The organism is Chlorogloeopsis fritschii PCC 6912 (assembly GCF_000317285.1).
In the GTDB taxonomy this organism is placed as follows: Bacteria; Cyanobacteriota; Cyanobacteriia; order Cyanobacteriales; family Nostocaceae; genus Chlorogloeopsis; species Chlorogloeopsis fritschii.
In genome coordinates, this window is sequence record NZ_AJLN01000051.1 from 81133 (window position 1) to 105185 (window position 24053).

The following is a 24053-nucleotide window of genomic DNA, read 5'->3' on the forward strand; positions in this document are numbered from 1 at the left end:
AAATATTACAAATAAAATAAAATCTTTCTGTATTTAATTGATTTTTATCTTCATCGTGTGTAAGATATAGCACAAACTTTACGAGATGGATCAAAAGTGTAATTTATGTTGGCAAAAACTATTGTCTATTGGTTAAAAAGACCAAAGGCAATGCTGTATCGCGTTAAATATTGGATCTGGGAAAAACTTCATCCTGACGCTCCTTGGATGTGTCCAGCAACTGTAGAATTCTGCAAAAAATATCTTTCTCACTCAATGTCCGTACTTGAATTTGGAAGTGGTCGAAGTTCAGTATGGTTTGGTAAGCGTGTAGCTAATTTAACTAGTATTGAATACAATGCCGACTGGTATCAATCAGTAAAGAAAAAAATAGCAACTGCGAATTTGGATAATGTGGATTTGCGATTAATTCTCTTGAACCATCCTTCATCAGAACCCGAACAGGAAAATTACGAAAGATGCCCTAATTACGTGGCAGTATTAGATGAATTTGAAGACGAAAGTTTGGATTTTGTAATTGTTGATGGTCACTATAGAACTAACTGCACCAGAAAATGCCTAAGCAAAATTAAACCTAGTGGATATTTGCTGATTGATGATACTAATAAGTGGAATTCATTAGATGTACTCAAGATTCCTCAAGATTGGTCAGTTGTTCATCAATCAACAAACGGTTTAAAAACGGCGATGATTTGGCAAAAACCACTTCCAACTTTATAGACAACGACAATCTAACAGTTCGGTAAAAAACTGCAAATATTGTTTGGCAACAATCGGCCAAGCATACATTGTCTGTACTCGTTCTAAACCTTTTTGAGCGAGTTCTTGTCTGCGATCGGGACTGTTGAGTAGTTCTGAGATGGCTGCAACCCACCCAAGATTATCCTTTTCGCCAACTACTACTCCTGCACCTTTGATAACATGAGGAATTTCGCCACTGTCGCTACCAATGACAGGAACACCACAGGCAAATGCCTCAATCAACATTCGTCCGAACTGTTCTTGCCAGTTAGATACTGTTTGACTGGGAGCGACAAGTATATCCATCGCATTCAGGTATTGGGGGACTTGGTTGTGTTTGACATCTGTGCAAATCCGCACTTGTTCGGGATACTGTTTTGCCCAACTTCGTAATGATGATTCCATAATTCCTGTGCCGACAAACAAGGCTCGCCAAGGAGTTTGTAAACTATCTAGCACAGACATCAATAAGTCTAATCCTTTTTCGGGAACGAAGCGCCCTAGATAGCCGATCGCAGGTGTTCCTTGTTCTTCCCAACCAAGAATATGGCGAATCTCTTGTTTGGCACTAGCAGAGGGATAAAAATATTTCAGATCTACACCAAGGGGAATCAGTCGCATGGGACGTGAATAACCTGGCCGATTTTTTAGAGCTTCTGCTACTTTTTGTCCACTACATATCCAACCTGCTGACTGACTCATAGCATAGTTTTCTATCCAATTAAAAGGGAATGGATATTCCTTAGATTTGCTTTGAGCAGTTCTATAAACTAAGGGAGTATTTTTTGGCATCCACCATGCGATCTGACCACCAACTAAAATGTAAGGCTCCTCCCAACTATGCACTAAGTCCCATCCTTGCTGCATAATTTCTTGCAGTCGCCAGCCATAAGTCATAAAGTGAATGCGTTGGCTGTTATGTACAGGTACAGCTTCGAGGTGGCAGAGTTCGTTGGAGTCTGATTCTAGATGCAGCGATCGCAAATCTCCGTGCATAAATGCAGGAGCAACAGCTGTTACTTCCCATGTCGGTTGACCTAAACGAGCGATTTCATTAACTAATCGGCGGTTTAACCTGACTACATAGGAGTGACCAATAGAGAGAATTTTTCGAGTACTAGGCATAAATGCAACTCATAAGTGTATATAGCTATAGCATTTTTACTGAAAAATAGTTCATACTCAAGAAAATTAGTGATATTTTTATAACGCTACTGAATCTCATATACAAATCCAAGTGCAAAATATTACAACTCGCATTACTGCAATTGTCCCCCGCTTACCTCCGGCTGTGAATGGAGTCGGAGATTACGGACTGAATATAGCTAAACAAATGCGTCAAGATTTTGGCGTCGATACTAATTTCTTGATTGGAGATCCAAATTGGTCTGGCGAAGCTATTGTAGAGGGGTTTCCAGTCCAACAGGTTAAGGAGCAATCTAGTCAAGCTTTATTACAATTATTATCTAGTCACGAGTACTCAACAAGGGTAGTGCTTTTACACTATGTGGGTTATGGTTATGCCAAGCGTGGTTGTCCGGTTTGGTTGGTAGAAGGCTTGGAGCATTGGCGCAAAGTTGTGACTTCCCACAGTTTGGTGACGATGTTTCATGAAATCTATGCTTTTGGCCCGATTTGGACAAGTCAGTTTTGGACATCACCGCTACAAAGAAATTTAGCTACTCGTCTGGTGCGTTTGAGCGATCGCTGTCTTACCAGCAAACAAGGATATGCGGAAATCATCGCTAAATTAAGTCAAGGAAAACACTCTCAAATTCCGACTTTACCAGTTTTTTCTAATGTAGGTGAGCCAAAAAATCTCACCCCTCTATCAGAACGCCCTCGGCGCTTGGTAGTATTTGGTGGTCGCGGGCGGCGTTCTCGTGTTTATCAGCAGTCACAATTAGCGTTGCAGCGAACCTGTCGCGATTTGGGAATTGAAGAAATTTTAGATATCGGCCCTGCTTTGGATTTTGAGATTCAATCAATAAATGGCATCCCTGTTGTCAAGTTGGGTGTGCGATCGGCTAGCGAAATCAGCAGTTTTTTATTAAGCTCTGTGGCAGGTTTTTTTAATTACCATACTGAATACCTAACAAAATCAGGAATTTTTGCTGCTTACTGCGCTCACAGATTGCTGCCTATAGGTACGTGGAACAAAGGGCAAAATGTAGATGGTTTGGAAGCAGGGAAGCATTACTGGCTGGGAGATAAGTATGAACGCATAATGAACTTATCAGAGGCACAGATAGTTGCAGATAATGCTTATGCTTGGTATCAAAAACATCAGTTATCAGTCCAAGCTCATACCTTTTTTGCTTATCTAGGTGGTAACTTGTCGGGTAGCGATAATATTATCAACCAGGTATCATCGGTTGGATTCAACTGATATATTCTTATGGTGTATCTGTTAAAGATGCTGGCGAAAAATTAGCTTTGTATTTCTAATTTAAATTGCTGAAGATGTGGCGATCGCCTTCAAAACCATCCGAGTAATTTTGTTGGACAAAGGTAGATGAAAAAAAAGGTGTTAGTAACTGGTGGAGCGGGTTACATTGGCTCCCATGTTGTCCGTCAGCTTGGCGAGGCAGACTACGACGTAGTGGTGTTTGACAATTGTTCAACTGGTTCACCAAATTCAGTACTACATGGAGAGTTGATTATCGGCGATTTAGCTGATGTAGACAGACTTTACCAGATACTAGCTCAACATGAATTTAGTGCAGTACTACACTTTGCTGCCAGCTTGATTGTGCCAGAATCTGTTGCTCGTCCCCTCGACTACTACGCTAACAACACCCGCAATACTCTGAACTTGCTTCGTTGCTGTAGTGTGATGGGCATCAACCAATTCATTTTTTCTAGCACGGCAGCAGTTTATGGAGAAGCCCAAGAAAATCCTGTGACTGAGTCTACCCCAACCTTGCCTATTAATCCCTATGGACGCTCAAAGCTGATGAGCGAATGGCTCATTCAAGATTACGCCAAAGCATCTTCTCTACGTTATGTAATTCTTCGTTACTTCAATGTTGCGGGAGCAGAACCGGGTGGGCGATTGGGACAAATGTCACCAAATGCAACTCATTTAATTAGAGCAGCTTGTGATGCGGCACTCAAGCGCAAACCAGAAATGCGGATTTTTGGTACTGATTTTCCCACACCAGATGGAACAGGAATCAGGGATTATATTCACGTAGAAGATTTGGCAGCAGCACATTTGGATGCTTTACGTTACCTAGAGCAAGGTGGAGAAAGTCAAATTCTCAACTGTGGCTATGGGCAAGGCTACAGTGTGCGGCAAGTTATTGAACGAGTGAAAGCAATTTCTGGGGTGGATTTTCCGGTAATTGAAAGCGATCGCCGCCCTGGCGATCCAGCGTGCGTGATGGCTTGTGCCGAGCAAATCCGCAAAGTTTTGGGGTGGCAACCTAAATATAATGACTTAGATCAAATTGTGTATACAACCCTAGCTTGGGAAAAGCGCAAAGATGGTTTGATCTCGATTTAGCCTGGCGACTAGAAGTCGCGGCTATACAGATGAAACCCGCCGACGCGGGTTTGCAAATCTTCATTTTCCGTTAGTCCACGTAGATGGACTTGGTTTTTGTAGTAGCAAATGATATTCGCAAAATTATTTTTTTGCTCAAATTAAATTCTAAACAAAAATTGATTCTGACTCCTGACTTCTGTATTCTGGCTTCTTTTGTGTATTCTGGCTTCTTTTGAAGATTAATTTTTTTCTTGTTTAACGTCTAATTGACGATCTAAGACAGTGCTGCTAGTTGTTTGCGGCAACAGATAAATTGCTCCAGATACTAATGTCAGTACAACAGAAATCCAGAAGGCAACAATAGAAGGCAATTGCCATTCCTGTGGTAAGGGCGCAATTAAAAGTGCGATCGCTACTATTTGGCTAACAGTTTTGAGCTTACCCCAAATATTCGCTCCACTAATCTGAGTTTGACTGACACGCCAACCAGCGATCGCTAACTCCCGCCCCAGAATCAAAAATACCCCCCAAGCAGGAACTTGTCCTAGTTCAATTAAAGCTAGGAGTGGCGCGAGTACCAGTAATTTATCTACCAAGGGATCGAGAAATTTACCCAAGTCACTAACTTGGTTAAGTTTTCGCGCTAAGTAACCATCTAACCAGTCAGTACCAGCAGCAACGATAAAAATTGCCACACACACCCACCTACTGGTTGGCGTAGGATCATGTAAACCGTAAAGCAAAAATGGCAATCCTAAAAGACGGGAGAAAGTAATCCAATTAGGTATAGTCATAAAGATTGCAGTGCAATGCGCCTTTACAGTGGTTATTAGTAAAGATTAACAACCAACAATAACTCAATTTAAATCCCTATGACTCAACAAAAAGATTATCAATACAGAATAGAACGCGATTCAATGGGCGATCGCCAAATTTCTAGTAGTGTTTATTACGGTATCCAAACACTTCGAGCTACAGAAAACTTTCCAATCAGCGGTATTAAGCCTTTGTCTACTTACGTAGATGCTTGTATATTAATAAAAAAAGCTACAGCTATTGTGAATGGCGAACTAGGTTGTATTTCCCAAGAGACAAGCCAAGCGATAGTCGAAGCAGCAGACGAAGTTTTAGCCGGAAAGTTTCGCGATCAGTTTGTGGTAGATGTTTATCAAGCCGGTGCTGGTACTTCCCACCACATGAATGTCAACGAAGTTTTAGCAAATCGGGCATTAGAAATTCTCGGCGATGAAAAAGGTAACTACAAGCGCGTTAATCCCAATGACCACGTTAATTACGGTCAGTCTACCAACGATGTGATTCCAACGGCAATTCGCATTGGTGGCTTACTGGCTTTATCTAGAACATTACATCCTGCATTAGAAAAGGCAACAGCAGCGCTGTTTGCGAAAGCGGAAGAATTTCAAGAGATTGTTCGTTCTGGCAGAACTCATATGCAAGACGCCGTGCCAGTACGCTTGGGCGAGAATTTTCGGGCTTGGGCACACATTCTAAGCGAGCATCAAAATCGAATTTACACTGCTAGTGGGGATTTGATGGTGCTAGGTTTGGGAGGAAGTGCAGCAGGTACGGGGATGAACACCCATCCTCAGTATCGCGCTCGTGTAGTCAGCGTACTTTCAGAGTTGATTGATTGTCCATTAGAACCTGCACCCCACTTGATGGCAGCCATGCAAAGTATGGCACCATTTGTAAATGTTTCTGGTGCTTTGCGTAACTTAGCCCAAGATTTAGTCAAAATCTCTCACGATTTGCGATTACTGGATTCGGGGCCAAAAACTGGTTTAAAAGAAATTCAACTACCACCAGTACAACCAGGTTCCTCAATTATGCCAGGGAAGTATAATCCAGTCATGGCAGAAATGACATCAATGGTTTGTTTTCAGGTGATGGGTTACGACAGTGCGATCGCATTAGCGGCACAAGCTGGACAATTAGAACTAAACGTGATGATGCCTCTCATTGCCTATAACTTAATTCACAGCATCGAAATTCTCGGCAATACCATTGCTGCACTTACGGAACGCTGCATAAAAGGAATTACCGCCAATAAAGAACGTTGTTTGGCTTATGCAGAAGGAAGTTTAGCTTTAGTAACGGCACTAAATCCTCACATCGGTTATTTAAATGCAGCAGCAGTAGCAAAAGAATCTTTAGAAACAGGCAAATCCCTGCGGCAGATTGTACTGGAAAAAGGACTGATGAGTGAAAAAGAATTAGCTCAAGTGTTAAATCTCCAGCAAATGAGCCAAATTGTACCTCTTGAATAAAAATAATTAATCGTTAATTGCCAGTCTTCCATTAACCATTAACCATTAGCTATTAGCCATTAACCACAATGCAAACTCAAACACCCTCTGTCAGCTTAATTCGAGCTACTTCCTACGAATTAGATATTTTAAGAGAGTCAATCCAAACGCTACTCGAACCATTGGGGGGAATAGGGGCGTTTGTTAAAAGTGGCGATCGCGTTTTACTGAAACCCAATTTGCTTACAGGAGCACGTCCTAGTAAAGAGTGTACTACCCGTCCAGAATTGGTTTACGTGGTAGCACAAATGGTTATGGAGGCTGGTGGACAGCCATTTTTGGGCGATAGTCCGGCTTTTGGTAGCGCTAAGGGAGTAGCTATAGCAAATGGCTATCTGCCAATCATAGAAGAACTTAATCTTCCAATTATCGATTTCCAGGGAAAGCGTTACCAAACCATTAGCGCAGACTTTAATCATCTGCTGTTGTCTAAAGAGGCGATCGAGGCAGATGTAGTGATTAATCTACCTAAAGTAAAATCTCACGTCCAACTTGTGCTAACTTTGGGAGTTAAAAACCTTTTTGGTTGCGTTCCTGGCAAGATGAAAGCCTGGTGGCATATGGAAGCTGGAAAAGATGCCAACAGATTTGGAGAAATGTTGGTAGAAACTGCAAGGGCAATTAACCCCGACTTAACCATACTAGATGGTATCGTCGGTCATGAAGGAAATGGCCCAAGCGGTGGTGAACCACGTTCATTGGGAATTTTGGGAGCATCAGCAGATGTATTTGCCCTAGATCGAGCGATGGTAGAAATACTTAACGTTTCACCTGCCCAAGTGCCTACCATCGCCGCATCTATGCATCTGGGAGTTTGTCCAGAATTAGATGCCATTGATTATCCTCATTTACATCCAGACTTGCTCCAGATAGACGATTGGCGCTTACCAGATAAGTTAGTTCCTATCGATTTTGGTATGCCGCGCGTGATTAAGTCTACCTTCAAACATCTTTACATTAGATTTATCAAGGAACCAATGAGTGCCTATGGTAGACGCTAATTGCCTCCTGTCTATTTTTGAATGAGAGATGTAAAAATTCAAAAAAATTATCACCCACCCAACTCTCATATGCTAACAAGATGAGAACATGACAAGCTATTTATAAGTGCAAACTCCGCTACAACAATCTCAAATTTAGCAGAGTAAGCTTTAAATACCCTCCGATTGCTTAACCAGACCGCCCTATTTTACTAGCGGCGGTTTTTTTAGTTTTGATTAGCTAGTTTTTCAAAAAAGTAGTTTTTAATCTACCCAATTATAGATTGACAAATTCAAAAAATTACATAATATAAGTCTTTTTTACTATTTTGATTGCCAATTAATAATTGGGTATAATCACTGATTTTATCATTAAAGGCGGAGCTTTTATCTGTGTTTACTCGGTGTAGATTTATAGATAAAAGGCTTTCTATAGCATCCTTAGATTGAAGAGGCTAAAAATTTATAAACATAAGATTTGAGAAAAATTAGTATCAAAAGTTGCAGTAGTAAAAAATCATCGGGACAGTTGTAAAACTGGTTCTCATCCTTGACTATTAAAGAATTTACGGTTAAAAAATAGCTAAAATAGTAACTAGGCTCTTGACTATAGAGCCAACTACAGCTGAATTTAATGAAATTGATTTTTTATGGACTCAAACAGTCAATCTGCCAATTCACCAGACCCTTACCCCCATCGTTTGGCAGACATTGCAGGAACAGCGATCGCCTTATTAACCTTAACCCTACCTTTGTTTGTGATTGCCAATTTCTCTTCAAATAATGTTCCGATTAACCAGGTACCCATTGTCCATAACATTAAAAACAAGTAAAGAATAGATTATGAGTTTGCAGCGAAAATCTACCATTAGACATAGCTCTCAAGTAGGAAAAAGAATTGTAAGTTTCAGAAGTTGAAAGGCTTTTTAATTACTGCAAAATAAAAACCGTCTAAAAAACAATGAGAATGGTGAGGATAAAAAGCTCCTCACCATTTTCTATTTATAGGTTTCTTCCCCTACACCCTCTTTCAAGCTAGATATGTGATACATCACACAACCAGGAAATCAAAACTGTCTTTGCTAGTCCCTAGTCCCTAGCCCCTAGCCCCCACTTTCAAGACAGGCGGATTTTTTTGGGGATATGTCCCTATTGGCCCTAAAATTCTACACGGGGAGCCAAAGATTGTGGCTCTCTTGATGTTTCGCTGTTAACTCAGGAGTGTTGTTGTGGACTTATCCCGTATTCCTGCCCAACCTAAACCGGGTTTGATTAACGTTCTGATCGAAATTTCAGGCGGGAGCAAAAATAAATACGAATTTGACAAAGAATTACAAGCTTTTGCTCTAGATCGGGTGCTTTATTCATCGGTACAATATCCATATGACTATGGCTTTGTACCCAACACTTTGGCTGATGATGGCGATCCATTGGATGGTATGGTACTGATGGATGAACCTACCTTTCCAGGCTGTATAATTGCTGCACGGCCAATCGGGATGTTAGAGATGATAGATGGTGGCGATCGCGACGAGAAAATTCTTTGTGTCCCTGACAAAGATCCTCGTTACACCCACGTTAAATCTCTAAAAGATGTGGCTCCTCACCGATTGGAAGAAATTGCCGAATTTTTCCGTACATATAAAAATCTTGAGAAAAAAGTAACGGAAATTCTTGGCTGGCAAGATGTGGATCGGGTAATGCCTTTAGTTGACAAATGCATCAAAGCTTATAAATAAAAGGCAAAACAGGACAAGGGGAAGGGGAGACAAGGGGCAAGAATGTAAATCATGATTCTCCTTCCATTTCTCTGTGTCACCTTGTCCTCTTCTGTACGCAGTTCATCACGGCTACTTAGCTAAAAATCAGCAAAGCTAATTAATTTCCATCAGCTTAATATGAGGGCTAAAAGTTGAAGAATACAGACGCCTGCAAGGATTGGTTACCTTAGGTTAAGCTGAAAAAAATCTATCAAAATGAACTCAACTTGAAATCGGGGTGCAGTGTCTTTGTTTTCCTTCCCAGATACATAATTTAGATGTTTTCAGCAAGTCTTTTTGAGTTCATCCTTAGATTCTATTTTCTGGGAACCCGCCTTTCTTTAGGTGGGCGTCTATAAACTTCTATGATTTATTTTTTGACACCCTCTATTCCACAGGAATCTCATAATGCAGCGCACGCTTCTTTTGGCAAAAATTCACAACTGTACTCTTACAGGAGCTAACATTAACTACGTGGGTAGCATCAGTATAGATCAAATCCTGATGGATAAAGTTGGTATATTGCCTTATGAACAAGTACAAGTAGTAAACGTTACCAATGGTCAGCGTTTTATTACTTATGCAATCCCGGCTCCAGCCCACTCAGGAGCGATTGAGTTAAATGGAGCTGCTGCACGTCTAGGCATTACTGGCGATCGCCTGATTATAATGGCTTACGGGCAGTTAAGTTTGGAAGAGTTAAAAAATTACTCACCGACTGTTGTCATTGTGGACGATCGGAACCAAATTTTAGAGGTTCGGCGTTATGATGATCTGCTCAGTACGACTTAGCGATCAGAAAAATAATGTCAAATTTTAAGCTTTCACCCCCGCAAATTAACGTAAGTGAAAACAAAACTCGACCTATTCCTAACCAAGTAAAAAAATTTATAGTGCAATTCTGGGGTGTAAGGGGTTTAATCGCCTCCCCAAGCAACAAAACCAACCGTTATGGTGGTAATACTGCCTGTGTAGAAATGCAAGTAGCTGATAAACGTTTGGTTTTTGATGGAGGTACTGGTTTACGTGTTCTAGGAAAAAGTTGGTTAGAACTGCAACAGCCTTTACAAGCGCATTTATTTTTTACTAATTCCCAATCAAATCGTATTCAAGGATTTCCATTTTTCGGCCCGGCATTTCTCCCAGAAAATAGCTTTCATATTTACGGGATAGCTGCCTCAAATGGAGCCTCAATTAAGCAATGTTTGTGCGATCAAATGCTACTGCCACATTTTCCTTACCCTTTACAAGAAATGCAGTCTGAATTGCATTTCCACAATTTGACGCCAGGTAAAGTAATCAAGATAGATGATCTCACAGTGACAACAGCATTAATTAATCAAACTCAGAAATCTATTGGATACCGAGTTGACTGGCAGAACTATAGCGTTGCCTACGTGACGGATTTACATGACAATGCCAATGAAGTTGAGCAAAAATGCATTCAACAGCTTACCAAAGAAGTTGATTTACTGATTGCCAATCCTACCACCCCCCAAAAGTTTTACAGAACCGATCGCGATTCACACTGGCAAACTGCTGTAGATTTGGCTCATGCATCTAGTGCCAAACAACTAGTAATATCTCACCATCATCCAGACGATCATGATGATTTTCTCGATCACATCCAAATGGAAATAAAATCTGCTTTTGTTGGAGGTTTAATTGCTCGTGAAGGTTTAACTTTAGTTGTTGGTGAGAGTCATTAATTTTCAACAGTCAATAATTTTGAATTATGAACTGAAGAAAGACTTTGAACTACTTGAGTAAGTTGTAGGAGCTTTGCTGCTACCGCACCCTCAATTAGTAATTTTTCGGCTTTGGCTATGCCCAATTGCATACTATCGCAAATACCGGAACGCCACAGGTAAAATCCACCGTTCCATAAAGCTGTTTGCGTTAATTCTGAAGGTATACCTCGCAATACCTCTTGCATCTGTGCTATGAGTTCTTCTATGCCAAGCAAGGGTACATTTTTGCTGCTAAAGCCGTAGTCGCGAGCCATCAAATGTAACCTTTCAATGGGTGCTACTGTCTCTTCGTTGGTAGTACCGAGCATAGATAAGCCAATAATGGCAGTACGATCGCGCGGCAACTCACAGCTGCCTTCTAATCCCTTGATTGTTGTAAATTTTGTTACTCCCCGATCTGCTAAGGCAGCTTGAAACATTGCTTCGGTGGGAGGATGAACAAATCCTGCTATAATGTGAGCGTCACCGGCATAGGGACACCAAATTAATTCCATTGTGGCAAAAGGTGGGCGCTTACCAAGTTGATCGCGGTACTCCCAAATTCTTTTGGTGAGAGGAAAATGTCGAGGTGTGTAAACAAAGCCAATACCCGTTTGCTCAAATACTTGCTGGGTAGTTTCCAATGGTAACTCAGTCCAGTTAACTCCTATACCGTGCCAAATTTCTACTAAGGGTAAGCCATATTTTGTCGGTAGGCGATCGCCTCCATGCATCAGTACAGGTTGCCCAGCTGCAGCTAATAACAAAGCTACAATCGGGCTAATTGGTGCAGTACGGGTTCTGCCATCATAAGGTATACCCAATACTATTATCGGTCGCGGTGAGTCAATTGGTTGCAGTTTAGGGCCGATTTGATCGTAAGCATCCAACATTCCTGCTAACTCTTCACCAGTTGGACGTTTGATACGGTGGGCAATTAAAAACGCTCCAATTTGAGCTGGTGTCGGCTCACCCAGCAGCATCATACTAGTTGCCGTCGCAGCTTCCGCACGAGTCAAATTTTCTCCCGTATGGTTACCACTGCCTATTTTTTTTAGTAATTCCCGAAATATATCACTCATAGGTTTATTTGTCCTTTGTCATTAGTCATTGGTAAATTCAAATGACTAACGACTAATGACTAATTACTAATGACTAATTACTTAACAAGCCGATCGCTCCAAAGAAACTTGTGGTGGTATATTTTCTCGCACTAATTGCCAAAAATGCTGAATCGGAGGAATTTGCAGCCGATCTTGAGTCGTCACCATCACAACTCGCCGAGTCAAAGCAGAATTGTCAGGCACTCCACCATTGCAAGCGAGGGGGCGAACCGCAAGTGTAGGATCTTTACGTGCTTCTACTAATGCTGAATGAGGTAATAAAGCTACCAGTTCTCCCTGACGCACTACTCCTCGGAAAGCATCTAGAGTATTTACTTCCAAAACTGCTTGCAGTGTAGCTTGCAGTCGTTCAAATCTATCTTGTACCAGCCGTTGCATTCCATAACCATCCTTAAAAACCACTTGTGGGTAGCGAATCAGCTCCTGCCAAGGAACGCGTTCATTTTGCGCTAGCGGGTGATTGGCTGCCATTAAGACTTCTATCGGTTCATCATATAGGGTTTCCACCACTATTTCTTTACCGACAGTTAAAAAGCGATTATTCATGACAATTGCCATATCCACCAATCCATCTTTAAGGACTTTTAGGGCGCGATCGCTGCCCAATGATGTAACTCGCAATTGTATATCTGGATAGTCATGACAAAATTTTTGTAATACTGGTGGCAAATAATAAGCACACAGTGAGTGAATTACAGCTATACACAATTCAGGCTGCTTTCCTGCTACTAAATCTGTTATTTCCTGCGTAGCTGTCTGCCACTCTTGGCAAATTTTGCGGGCACGGGGAAGCAACCGTTCACCAGCTAGTGTCAGTTTAGCCTGACTGGTTCTGTGAAACAACTCCAATCCCAAATCTCCTTCCAGTGCCTGGATTTGGCGACTGATAGTCGATTGGGTAACACCACATTTTCTTGCTGCCCCTTGAAAGCTACCGGTTTCCGCGATTGCCAAAAAGGCTTGCAACTGTTCTAGTCGCATTTTTGTGTAGCCTGAATTACATTTATGGCTGGAACTAACTTAACGTATTTCCTGTAGCATTTTAGTAGAGTTTGTTACATCTACTTGGTTCTCGCAGGGCATTAATTTTAAGTTACATATATGCTGAAAGAGCAATCTTCGCGTGTGAGCGGGATTTTTGGCTTGTTTTATCCTCAACAATTTTGTGATGATTTCTAAAAAAAAATAAAAATGAATATTGAAATCTTATCATCTCATAACATTTTGTAGTTAGAGGAAGAAGAAGCGAACACCAAGACATATCTTCTTATCCCCTGTCCCCTATCCCCTGTCCCCTGTCCCCTGTTCCCTATCCCCTGTCCCCTGTTCCCTATCCCCTATCCCCTCCTCTACCACTCAGCTAAAGCAGCGAAGACAGCTTGTTGCAAATCTGGTGCCAAACTAGCACTATTTACTAACTGCTGCAATTTTCGTCGTCCTGTTTCTGGGGCAAGATTTTTTAATGCAGCGATCGCGTGCAGTCTTACCAGCGCATCTGTATCTGCCACAAATTGAATCAGAGGTTCAACAGCTTCTTGTTTGCCTAATTGTCCCAAAGATAGTGCGATCGCTTTTTTAACTGGAGCAATCTCAAGTGCTGGGTGTTTCTGTTGCAAGACAGTCAATAATATTTCTGCTGCGATTGGGGTTAACTGCGCCTTGGTGATTCGCCCCAAAACTGTAACGATTTCTTGCCACAGTGTCACCGCTCCCAGTTGATTAAGTGCAATTTGAAGATATTCGAGAGCCTTAACACTCTCCATCCAGCCCAGAGCGCGGATAATTTCCAATTGCAATTTTTCTGGTGTATTGGGAGATATCAGCACTTCAAATAAGTACTTAGCAGCATCGTTACCACCAATTCGAGACAAGGCTACAGCCGCCGCACTACAAACCTCAAGATTAAAATCATAAAGCTTGGTTTTGAGTTTGTTCGCTAAATCTAACGAGGTGCGCAAATCAGGGCGAAAACCTAAACCCAGCACTGCTTCTCGCCTGACTGAGGCAGCAATATCATCCAGAGCGCGTAAAAGTATCGGTGGTACACGGGGATCGTGAAAACTGCTGAGAGCTTCAATCGCAACGACACGAAGGGCTACTTGTGGATCTTCTACTACGCTCAACAGTGGTGTAATAGTTTCTGTATGTCGAATTAAGGAAAGCGATCGCACTGCCAACAAACGTGTATTTTCTTCTGCTAGCAGTTGTGTTAGGGCATCAATCGCAAGTGTACCGCTTTGACCCAATGCTGCTGTAGCTATAGTTCTTAGTTCTTCATCTTCTTCTGTTTTCAGCAATCCGATCAAAGCAGCTATTGCTTCTGGATGCTGGTACTCTCCTAATACACGTGCTGCATACCAGCGTAATTCTTCTTCTGCCTCTTCATCCCTGAGAATCTCAACTAATGGAGGTATAGCGATCGTTCCCAGATGTACAAATAATTTGGCAATCTCCCAGCGTTGCTGAAAATCTCCAACTGCAAGGACGCATAGTGATAAATTTAGCAGTTTTTCCCGATTTTCTAATTCTTCTGGATTTTTTAAATTCTTTTCTAAAACCAGCTGTTGCAGGCATTGAATTAGCAACTGCCACTCACCTGCATCATATGCTGTCTGTGCTTGCAGTAAAAGCTGGTGGAAATTACTCACCGTTTGTCCAATTCCCTGCGATCCCAAGGTGGATTGTTGGAAGTTTACTCTATGGTTTGCCAATTTAAATAAAAAATTTGAGGGATTACAAATTTATGCCCAACTTCAGAATATCTGCGATCGCTTGTAATCAAAAGCGTTAGCTGTATCTTTTAGCTTATTTTTATGCATTAAACGCATTTTTATGATGCATTTTATGCAATTTTGCTTACATTCCGTAACAACGTATACGAAATTTATGTATTTACAACTTTAAGTTTAACTTAAGCAAATGTAAGTCATCACAAAATCAATATTCAAACTTAAAGATTGATCAAACTTCCCTCATCTTAGGGGGCAGGGTGAATATAACTTTTTCCTTATACCTCCTAAATTTAAATCACCGGGAAGATATGAGGCAAAAGGTTGATCGATGATTAGTCAAAAATCCAGAAGAATTTTCTGGAAGCAGCAAATTGCAATGAGAATCTACTCATGACAAACGCAGCAACTACTACAGCCAGCCTCAATAAGTTCGAGAAATTTAAGGCAGAAAAAGATGGACTCGCCGTCAAGGCTGAGATTGAAAAATTTGCCTCTTTAGGTTGGGAGGCAATGGACGAAACCGATCGCGATCATCGCTTGAAGTGGTTGGGTGTGTTCTTTCGCCCAGTCACTCCAGGTAAATTTATGATGCGGATGCGGATGCCCAACGGGATTCTCACTCATCATCAAATGCGAGTGTTAGCGGAAGTAGTACAGCGTTACGGCGATGACGGCAGCGCTGACATTACTACTAGACAGAATATCCAATTAAGAGGCATCCGCATAGAAGATCTACCAGAAATCTTTAACAAATTTCATACAGTTGGCTTAACCAGTGTGCAATCAGGGATGGATAACGTCCGCAACATCACCGGCGATCCAGTAGCGGGATTGGATGCGGATGAGTTATTCGACACTCGCGAGTTGGTGCAACAAATTCAAGACATGATTACCAACAAAGGCGAAGGTAATTCAGAATTCACCAACCTACCACGGAAATTTAACATTGCCATTACCGGTGGAAGAGACAATTCCGTACACGCGGAAATCAACGATTTGGCTTTCGTGCCAGCCTTTAAAGAAGGGACTGGGGACTGGGGACTAGAGACTAGGGAAAAGCAGGGGAGCAGAGGGGCAGAGGGGCAGAGGAGCAATGTCCAATCCCCAATCCCTGATCCCCAATCCCCAGTATTTGGCTTCAACGTTCTAGTCGGAGGTTTCTTTTCTGGCAAACGCTGTGAAGCAGCTATTCCCCTAAATGCATGGGTATCGCCAGAAGATGTGGTTGCCTTATGTAGGGCAGTGTTGGAAGTTTTTCGCGACTGCGGTTTACGCGCCAATCGCCAAAAATCTCGCCTCATGTGGCTAATTGATGAATGGGGCTTAGAAAAGTTTCGCCTGGAAGTCGAGAATCGCTTGGGTAAGTCATTATTACCCGCAGCACCAAAAGACGAAATTGATTGGGAAAAACGCGATCACATTGGAGTACACAAGCAAAAGCAACCAGGATTAAACTATGTCGGCTTGCACGTTCCTGTGGGTAGGTTAGCTGCCGATGATATGTTTGAAATCGCACGTCTAGCAGAAGTGTACGGTAACGGTGAAATCCGCCTCACTGTCGAACAGAATGTAATTATTCCCAATATTTCTGACTCGCGTTTGGTGATGTTTTTAACGGAGCCACTGCTAGAGAAGTTTTCAATTACCCCCAAACAATTAACGCGATCGCTCGTTTCTTGTACCGGCGCACAATTTTGCAACTTTGCCCTCATTGAAACAAAGCAGCGTGCTTTGGCAATGATTAAAGACTTAGAAGCAGAGTTAGAACTCACTCATCCGGTGCGAATTCACTGGACAGGTTGTCCTAACTCTTGTGGACAGCCCCAAGTAGCAGACATTGGTTTGATGGGAACCAAAGTCCGTAAAAATGGCAAAACAGTAGAAGGGGTTGACATCTACATGGGCGGTAAAGTTGGCAAAGAAGCCCAGTTAGGAACTTGCGTGCAAAAAGGCATTCCCTGCGAAGACTTACAGCCTGTATTGCGAGATTTACTCATTCAGCACTTTGCGGCGAAACCCAGGCAAGAAGCTCTGGTGAGTCATTAGCTAATAGCTAATGGTTAATGATTAATTGCAATTAACAATTAGCTATTAACTATTAACAACCTACTAACCACTGTACGGGCGGATTTATAAAGATAAATTATCAGTTTGAACGGCAAGATTATCAACAAAACCCGCCCCTACTACCCACTATCCACTACCCACCAACACAAATGAGCAGTTTTTCGAGAAGAAAATTTCTTATTACTACAGGTGCAGCCGCAGCAACTTCTGTTTTAGCTCACGGTTGCTCCTCCAGTAACCCTAACTCAGGTACAACAGGTAATGGAACACCTGCTGCTGTACCCGCTGCTAATTCAACCGCTGTAGCTAACGCTCCCAAAGTAGAAACAACCAAAGCTAAGTTAGGGTTTATCGCTCTCACTGATTCTGCTCCCCTGATTATTGCCAAAGAAAAAGGCTTCTTTGCCAAGTACGGCATGACAGATGTCGAAGTGAGCAAGCAAAAATCCTGGCCTGTAACCCGTGATAACTTAAAAATCGGCTCGGCTGGCGGCGGCATTGATGGCGCACACATCCTCAGCCCCATGCCCTACCTGATGACCATTAATGATAAAGTGCCGATATATATATTGGCACGGTTAAATACTAACGGTCAGGCTATATCTGTTGCCAATAAATTGAAAGACTTGAAAGTTGGTTTACAGAGCAAGGCGCTAAAACAAGCTGCCGATCAAGCCAAAGCTAATAAACAAGCCATGAAAGTTGCCATGACTTTCCCCGGTGGCACCCATGATTTATGGATACGCTATTGGCTTGCTGCTGGCGGTATCGATCCCAATCAAGATGTGGCTTTGGAAGCAGTACCACCCCCACAAATGGTAGCGAATATGAAAGTCGGTACTGTCGATGCCTTTTGTGTGGGAGAGCCTTGGAACGCCCAATTAGTGAGCCAAAATTTGGGTTATACAGCCTTAGTAACAGGCGAGTTGTGGAACAACCATCCAGAAAAAGCCTTTGCTATGCGTAAAGATTGGGTTGATAAAAATCCCAATGCCGCCCAAGCACTGTTGATGGCAATTATGGAAGCTCAACAGTGGTGCGACGCCAGTGAGAACAAAGAGGAGATGTGCAAAATCTGCTCCGATCGCAAATACTTTAATGTTGCTGCCGCAGATATTTTAGAACGGGCTAAAGGCAATATAGACTATGGCGATGGACGCAAGCAACAAAACTTCCAATATCGGATGAAGTTTTGGGCAGATAATGCCTCTTATCCCTATAAGAGCCACGATACTTGGTTTTTAACTGAAGAAATTCGCTGGGGCTATTTACCACAAGATATCAAGATTAAAGAAATAGTAGACCAGGTAAACAGAGAGGACTTGTGGAAGAAAGCCGCTAAAGCCCTTGGTGTTGCTGATGCAGAAATTCCTACCAGTAGTTCTCGCGGTGTAGAGACTTTCTTTGATGGTGTCAAATTCGATCCAGAAAAACCAGAAGCATACTTAAAAAGCTTGAAAATCAAGAAAGTCTAATTATCACTTTCAAGGCTAGAAAATTAGCATATTTACTAATGTCCTAGCCAATTTCTTTGGTTTGTAAAAATATCTCAAGAAGACCACTGGATCGCAATTGGAGAAATAGGAAAATGGCTGCTACTCTTGGAAGTCGGACTATCAGAAAAAAGAACCGTAGCAATTTTAATAAATTAGTATCTAGAAAAATCATTCCTCCCTTAGTAGCCATCGCTGTTTTTCTGGTAATTTGGCAATTACTATGCTTAAACCCTAACTTTAAATTACCAGGGCCAATAGAAACAATTTCAGAAACATGGGACCCTTTTATAATTAATCCCTTTTTCGATAACGGTGAAACCGATAAAGGCTTAGGTTGGCAAATACTTAATAGCCTCGGCAGAGTTGCTTTGGGCTTTTCGTTAGCAGCAATTGTCGGTATAGTATCAGGAATTGTGATTGGCGCTAATAAATTACTCAATAATGCAGTAGATCCCATCATCCAAGTCTTGCGGACTGTACCACCTCTAGCATGGTTGCCTATTTCTTTGGCAGCATTTCAACAGGCAAATCCTTCAGCCATTTTCGTGATTTTCATTACATCAATTTGGCCAATTTTGATTAACACCATAGTAGGTGTACAACACATTCCCCAAGATTACATCAATGTTGCCAGAGTGTTACGACTCAAAGGAGTCAAGTATTTCTTTAAAATAGTTTTTCCCGCCACTGTTCCTTATATCTTCACAGGATTGCGAATTGGTATCGGTTTATCTTGGTTAGCAATTGTGGCTGCGGAAATGTTAGTTGGTGGTGTAGGAATTGGTTCATTTATTTGGGATGCCTACAATACGACTACAGAAACCAATTTAAGCGAGATTATCATAGCTCTCATATATGTCGGTTTAGTGGGCTTATTTCTAGATAAATTAGTCGCTTTTATCGCTAGCAAAGTGGTAGCTGCAGAACAGAAATAGTCATCATTAGTCAATAGTCATTAGCTAAAAATAAATGACCAATGACCAATGATAAAGGACAAATGACAAAGGACTAATGACCAATGACTACTTTTGTTGAAGTTGACCACGTTGATCGTGTATTTGATATTCCCAATGGTGGGAAATATATCGCTCTAAAAAATATTGATCTGAAAATTCGACAAGGAGAATTTATTTCTCTGATTGGGCACTCTGGTTGTGGTAAATCCACTTTGCTCAATATCATCGCAGGTTTAGATCAAGCGAGTGTTGGCGGTGTGACTTTAGAGGGGCGGGAAGTCAAAGAGCCAGGCCCAGACAGGATGGTAGTATTTCAAAACTACTCTTTGCTCCCTTGGTTAACAGTTCGGGAAAATATTGCCCTGGCTGTGGATGAGGTATATCAAGATAAGCCAAAGGGCGATCGCCGCAGTATTGTCGAAGAACATATCGACATGGTAGGGCTGCGTCATGCAGCGAAAAAACGTCCCAGCGAGTTATCTGGTGGAATGAAACAACGGGTGGCGATCGCTCGCGCCCTAGCCACACGTCCCAAGTTGTTACTGCTAGACGAACCCTTTGGGGCATTGGATGCCTTAACACGGGGTAGTTTGCAAGAACAATTAATGAAAATTTGTAATGAACACAACGTTACCTGTGTGATGGTGACACATGACGTGGATGAGGCACTATTATTAAGCGATCGCATCGTCATGCTCACCAATGGACCAGAGGCTCATATCGGGCAAATTCTGGAAGTGCCTATCCCTCGCCCCCGTCAGCGTTTGGAAGTAGTCAATCATCCCAGCTACTATAATCTGCGGAACGAAATGATTTACTTCCTCAACCAGCAAAAACTCCTCAAGAAACGTAAGGCTGGGCAGACTCAAGCACCAGCAGTCATCTCCTCTAGCGGTTTAGAAAAAGTCAATTTGGAAATTGGCTTTATGCCTCTAACTGATGCTGCACCCCTAATCGTCGCAAAAGAAAAGGGCTTCTTGGCTGCCTATGGATTAGAAACAGTCACCCTCAACCGCGCAGCCAATTGGACGGAAATCGCCAAAGGTGTTGCTACTGGTAAATTAGATGCCGCTCAGATGCTTGCTGGTATGCCCCTTGCCCTGACTTTAGGCGCTGGTGGCAAAACACCCATCCCCGTAGTCAACGCCCTGAATCTCTCCCGCAATGCTAACGCCATTACCTTAAGCAAAAAACTGTACAGCGAAGGTGTCAGAACCCTAGCTGACTTAAAAGCCGCGATTAACGCCTCTCCCGATCAAATTCTCACTTTAGGAATAGTACATCCGACGGCAATGCAGAATTTAATTCTGCGTTACTGGCTAGCTGCTGGTGGTATAGATCCCGATCGCGATGTCAGCCTAACAATAGTGCCACCAACGCAAATGGTTGAGCAACTCAAAGCCGGAACTATTGACGGTTACTGTGCTGGAGAACCTTGGAACTCTCTTGCTGTTCATGAAGATGTGGGTTTTGTTGCCGCCACCGCTTTGGAAATTTGGTCGGGACAACCGAAAAAAGTGCTAGGAGTACGAGAAGATTGGGCGCAGAAATACCCAGAAACTTATATCGCTCTAGTTAAAGCACTGATAGAAGCCTGCAAATACTGCGACGATCTCCGCAACCGCGAAGAAGTTCTGGAATTAATTTGCCGTCCAGAGTACCTTGATATCAATCCTGCTTACGCTCGTCCTGGTTTTACCGATCCCTACGATCGCGGCGATGGCACACAACCGCAGGAACTAAGAACATACAACCAGTTTTATCTCAATCAAACCAACTATCCAAACCGTACTGAATTGCTGTGGATGGTTACCCAAATGGCGCGTTGGGGCTTAGTACCCTTTCCTAAAAACTGGGTGGAAGTGATTGAACGAGTCTGCCGTACAGATGTATTTGGAGCGGCTGCACGCGAGCTCGGCTTGCTCGATATCGGACAAGATGACCCCATTCACTTGTTTGATGGTAAAGTTTTTAACCCTTCCAAGCCGATAGAGTATCTCAACAGTCTGGAAATTAAACGTCAGATCCGTGTTGAAGAAGTATTTATTTAGTCATTGGTTAATGGCTAATGGTTAATAGTTAATCGCAATTAACAATTAACAATCAACAATCAACAAATTACCTCATGCAAATCATCAATAAAAATACTCAAATCAATCAACAGCCCATCCAGAAAGCAGGAAATTTTCTGGAGATTGAGGGTGTAACCAAAATTTACCCAACTCCGGACGGCCCTCATACAGTACTCGATGGAGTTAACCTCAAGGTTAGTGAAGGCGAATTTATCTGTATTATTGGTCACTCTGGCTGTGGTAAATCTACGTTGCTCAACATGGTGTCTGGTTTCAATACACCTACCGAAGGTGTAGTCTGCTTGCAAGGGCAGCCGATCGCCGAACCAGGGCCAGATCGAATGATGGTATTCCAGAATTACTGCCTGCTGCCTTGGCTGAGTGTCTTTGAGAACGTTTACCTGGCTGTTGATTCTGTATTTCCTAAAAAAACCCAGGCAGAAAAACGAGCGATCGTCAAAGAACATTTAGCAATGGTGGGGCTGACAGAAGCGGCTGACAACAAACCTCATCAGATTTCTGGGGGGATGAAGCAGCGAGTCGCGATCGCCCGCGCCCTGGCAATCCGTCCCCAAGTTTTGATTCTAGATGAACCCTTTGGGGCATTAGATGCCATTACCAAAGAAGAATTGCAAGAGGAACTCCTGCAAATCTGGCGCGAACATCAAGTTACAGTATTAATGATTACCCATGACATCGATGAAGCTATTTTCCTGGCAGACAGAGTTGTGATGATGACTAACGGCCCTGCTGCTAATATCGGTGAAGTCTTGGAGATTCCCTTTTCCCGTCCCCGCAACCGTCGCCGCATCATGGAAGATCCCCAATACTACAACCTGCGGAACTATGCCCTTGACTTTCTATATCGCCGCTGCGCTCACCCCGAAGAGTAGTAGTTTTAACGATTTTTAAGGATTTTTACGCTTTGCTTCTGAAATAAAAATGTAACTTTAAATACACATCTACTATGCAGCTAGGGTAATTGCTCTATCGCTCCTAAATAAACCTGTGTATTTCTTCACTTAGGAAGGCTTTCATGCTTAAAGGATTATTGTCATTTCAAGGCCGTTACCGTATCTTGCATCTGACTTGGTTTGCATTCTTTTTATCATTTGTAGTTTGGTTTAATTTTGCTCCATTTCAAACAGCAGTCAAAGAAGCGATCGGCCTAACTGAAGGACAAGTTAGAACTATTGCTATCTGTAACGTCGCTCTAACCGTACCAGCACGTATAGTAATTGGTATGGTTTTAGATAAATACGGGCCGCGAATTACTTACTCGCTGCTGCTGATGTATGCAGCTATTCCCTGTCTTGCCTTTGCAATGGCACAGAACTTCAGCCAGTTGGTAATTAGCCGCTTGGCATTGAGTATTGTTGGTGCTGGTTTTGTGATTGGCATTCGTATGGTTGCCGAATGGTTTCCACCAAAAGAGATTGGCATAGCTGAGGGAATCTATGGTGGCTGGGGTAATTTTGGTTCAGCCGCCGCGGCTTTTACCTTGCCTTCTATTGCTATGGGAACAGCATTTCTGGCTGCCGGACAAATTAACTGGCGTTTAGCGATCGCTCTGACTGGAATTATCGCCGCTATCTACGGAGCTATTTATCTACTCAATGCCCAAGATACTCCCTCTGGCAAGGTCTATCAACGCCCTAAACGCCACGGTGGGATGGAAGTAACTAGCCGCAGAAGTTTTTGGCTGCTGATGTTGATGAATATTCCCCTCGTCGGCATCTTAGGCGTTTTAGCTTGGCGGATTGCTCAAATTGGCTTACTCAGTCAAAGTCAATTGCTGATTGTCTACCTTCTGTTAGTTGGTTTGTATCTGTTCCAAGCCTATAAGTGCTGGGATGTAAATCATGAATTGATGGCAGGTAAGAAGCGTTATTCTCCTGACGATCGCTATGAGTTTTCTCAGGTTGCTTTACTGGAACTAACTTACTTTGTCAATTTTGGTTCTGAGCTTGCAGTTGTTTCCATGCTTCCCGGATTTTTTGAGACAAGCTTCAGCCTCAACAAAGTGGTGGCAGGAATGATTGCTGCTAGCTATGCATTTATGAATTTGTTTGCACGCCCTGGTGGTGGTTGGGTTTCTGATACCTTAGGCAGTCGCAGATGGACAATGACTGTATTGACTGCTGGCATGGGGATTAGCTATCTGCTGATGAGCGGAGTGAATAGCAATTGGTGGCTACCCTTTGCAATCCTTCTGACTATGGCTTGTTCTTTCTTTGTTCAAGCTGGGGAAGGTTCAACCTTTGCGATCGTACCTCTGATTAAGCGGCGAGTTACTGGTCAAATTGCCGGAAACGTCGGTGCCTACGGCAATGTGGGAGCCGTGGCTTACCTCACCTTATACAGCTTTTTACCTCCTGGTGAAGTTGGCAATCGAATCTTTTTCCAAACTTTGGGAGTTGCTGCGCTGATTGTTACTTTCTTGTGCTGGTTCTTTCTTAAAGAACCAAAGGGTTCTTTTGCTGAACATCATGAAGGCGAAGCACCTGAACTGGCAGCAGAAAGGCTCCCCGTTTTCAATGAGGATTTAAAGTAAGGTAAAAGCGTCAATTTTCAGCTT

20 protein-coding genes are annotated in these 24053 nt (G+C 42.5%); 15 read left to right on the forward strand and 5 right to left on the reverse strand.

The window, feature by feature from the left end:
- Positions 1-105 precede the first annotated feature (105 nt).
- Entirely contained in the window at positions 106-720 is a 615-nt protein-coding gene (locus tag UYC_RS0107880) for an O-methyltransferase (protein ID WP_016877362.1), read from the forward strand.
- On the opposite strand, the gene UYC_RS0107885 is transcribed toward UYC_RS0107880, so the two are convergent.
- Positions 715-1866: a glycosyltransferase family 4 protein gene (locus UYC_RS0107885; RefSeq protein ID WP_016877361.1), complete on the reverse strand. Its 1152-nt coding sequence runs from the start codon at positions 1864-1866 to the stop codon at positions 715-717. The two genes, UYC_RS0107880 and UYC_RS0107885, sit on opposite strands and share 6 nt — an antisense overlap.
- Before the next feature lie 112 nt (positions 1867-1978).
- Here UYC_RS0107885 and UYC_RS0107890 point away from each other — a divergent pair, with 112 nt between their 5' ends.
- Together UYC_RS0107890 and galE are read left to right on the forward strand one after the other, a co-directional pair.
- Positions 1979-3130 carry a hypothetical protein gene (locus UYC_RS0107890; RefSeq protein ID WP_016877360.1) on the forward strand — a complete coding sequence of 384 codons (1152 nt, stop codon included), beginning with the start codon at positions 1979-1981 and terminating at the stop codon, positions 3128-3130.
- 126 nt (positions 3131-3256) lie between these two features.
- Positions 3257-4249 (forward strand): UDP-glucose 4-epimerase GalE, encoded by a 993-nt coding sequence (galE, locus tag UYC_RS0107895; RefSeq protein WP_016877359.1) that lies wholly within the window; start codon positions 3257-3259, stop codon positions 4247-4249.
- 221 nt (positions 4250-4470) lie between these two features.
- Here the strand turns inward: galE and pgsA are convergent, their stop codons facing one another.
- Complete coding sequence (gene pgsA / locus UYC_RS0107905; protein WP_016879337.1) at positions 4471-5025, reverse strand: CDP-diacylglycerol--glycerol-3-phosphate 3-phosphatidyltransferase; 555 nt, start codon at positions 5023-5025, stop codon at positions 4471-4473.
- A gap of 78 nt (positions 5026-5103) precedes the next feature.
- Between pgsA and UYC_RS0107910 the strand changes: the two genes are divergently transcribed.
- The 6 genes from UYC_RS0107910 to UYC_RS0107935 all read left to right on the forward strand — a co-directional run bounded on the left by UYC_RS0107910 (position 5104) and on the right by UYC_RS0107935 (position 11007).
- Positions 5104-6519, forward strand: a complete 1416-nt coding sequence (locus tag UYC_RS0107910; protein ID WP_016877356.1) for an aspartate ammonia-lyase — start codon at positions 5104-5106, stop codon at positions 6517-6519.
- Between the two features lie 68 nt (positions 6520-6587).
- Entirely contained in the window at positions 6588-7559 is a 972-nt protein-coding gene (locus UYC_RS0107915; RefSeq protein ID WP_016877355.1) for an Npun_F2552 family protein, read from the forward strand.
- Between the two features lie 629 nt (positions 7560-8188).
- On the forward strand, positions 8189-8371 hold the full coding sequence (locus UYC_RS0107920) for a TLTLP motif-containing protein (protein ID WP_016877354.1): 183 nt from the start codon (positions 8189-8191) through the stop codon (positions 8369-8371).
- A 396-nt stretch (positions 8372-8767) separates the two neighbouring features.
- On the forward strand, positions 8768-9277 hold the full coding sequence (locus UYC_RS0107925; RefSeq protein ID WP_016877353.1) for an inorganic diphosphatase: 510 nt from the start codon (positions 8768-8770) through the stop codon (positions 9275-9277).
- 429 nt (positions 9278-9706) lie between these two features.
- Positions 9707-10090, forward strand: a complete 384-nt coding sequence (gene panD / locus UYC_RS0107930; protein WP_016877352.1) for an aspartate 1-decarboxylase — start codon at positions 9707-9709, stop codon at positions 10088-10090.
- 14 nt (positions 10091-10104) lie between these two features.
- Positions 10105-11007 (forward strand): MBL fold metallo-hydrolase, encoded by a 903-nt coding sequence (locus UYC_RS0107935; RefSeq protein ID WP_016877351.1) that lies wholly within the window; start codon positions 10105-10107, stop codon positions 11005-11007.
- On the opposite strand, the gene UYC_RS0107940 is transcribed toward UYC_RS0107935, so the two are convergent.
- From UYC_RS0107940 to UYC_RS0107950, 3 genes are all read right to left on the reverse strand, one after another.
- Positions 11004-12110 (reverse strand): anthranilate phosphoribosyltransferase family protein, encoded by a 1107-nt coding sequence (locus tag UYC_RS0107940; protein WP_016877350.1) that lies wholly within the window; start codon positions 12108-12110, stop codon positions 11004-11006. The genes UYC_RS0107935 and UYC_RS0107940 overlap by 4 nt on opposite strands.
- A gap of 81 nt (positions 12111-12191) precedes the next feature.
- The gene (locus tag UYC_RS0107945) at positions 12192-13133 is read right to left on the reverse strand and encodes a LysR family transcriptional regulator (RefSeq protein ID WP_016877349.1); all 942 of its coding nucleotides are present in this window, start codon (positions 13131-13133) and stop codon (positions 12192-12194) included.
- Positions 13134-13501: 368 nt separating this feature from the next.
- Positions 13502-14800 carry a HEAT repeat domain-containing protein gene (locus tag UYC_RS0107950; RefSeq protein ID WP_016877348.1) on the reverse strand — a complete coding sequence of 433 codons (1299 nt, stop codon included), beginning with the start codon at positions 14798-14800 and terminating at the stop codon, positions 13502-13504.
- A gap of 474 nt (positions 14801-15274) precedes the next feature.
- Here UYC_RS0107950 and UYC_RS0107955 point away from each other — a divergent pair, with 474 nt between their 5' ends.
- The 6 genes from UYC_RS0107955 to UYC_RS0107980 all read left to right on the forward strand — a co-directional run bounded on the left by UYC_RS0107955 (position 15275) and on the right by UYC_RS0107980 (position 24029).
- Positions 15275-16930, forward strand: a complete 1656-nt coding sequence (locus UYC_RS0107955) for a ferredoxin--nitrite reductase (RefSeq protein WP_016877347.1) — start codon at positions 15275-15277, stop codon at positions 16928-16930.
- Between the two features lie 170 nt (positions 16931-17100).
- Entirely contained in the window at positions 17101-18426 is a 1326-nt protein-coding gene (locus UYC_RS0107960) for a CmpA/NrtA family ABC transporter substrate-binding protein (RefSeq protein ID WP_016877346.1), read from the forward strand.
- Positions 18427-18539: 113 nt separating this feature from the next.
- Positions 18540-19382 carry a nitrate ABC transporter permease gene (gene ntrB, locus UYC_RS0107965; protein ID WP_016877345.1) on the forward strand — a complete coding sequence of 281 codons (843 nt, stop codon included), beginning with the start codon at positions 18540-18542 and terminating at the stop codon, positions 19380-19382.
- A gap of 83 nt (positions 19383-19465) precedes the next feature.
- Positions 19466-21454, forward strand: coding sequence for a nitrate ABC transporter ATP-binding protein (locus tag UYC_RS0107970; RefSeq protein ID WP_016877344.1), 1989 nt, complete (start codon positions 19466-19468; stop codon positions 21452-21454).
- Positions 21455-21528: 74 nt separating this feature from the next.
- Complete coding sequence (locus tag UYC_RS0107975; protein ID WP_016877343.1) at positions 21529-22368, forward strand: nitrate ABC transporter ATP-binding protein; 840 nt, start codon at positions 21529-21531, stop codon at positions 22366-22368.
- A gap of 143 nt (positions 22369-22511) precedes the next feature.
- Positions 22512-24029: an MFS transporter gene (locus UYC_RS0107980; protein WP_016877342.1), complete on the forward strand. Its 1518-nt coding sequence runs from the start codon at positions 22512-22514 to the stop codon at positions 24027-24029.
- Positions 24030-24053: the final 24 nt, after the last annotated feature.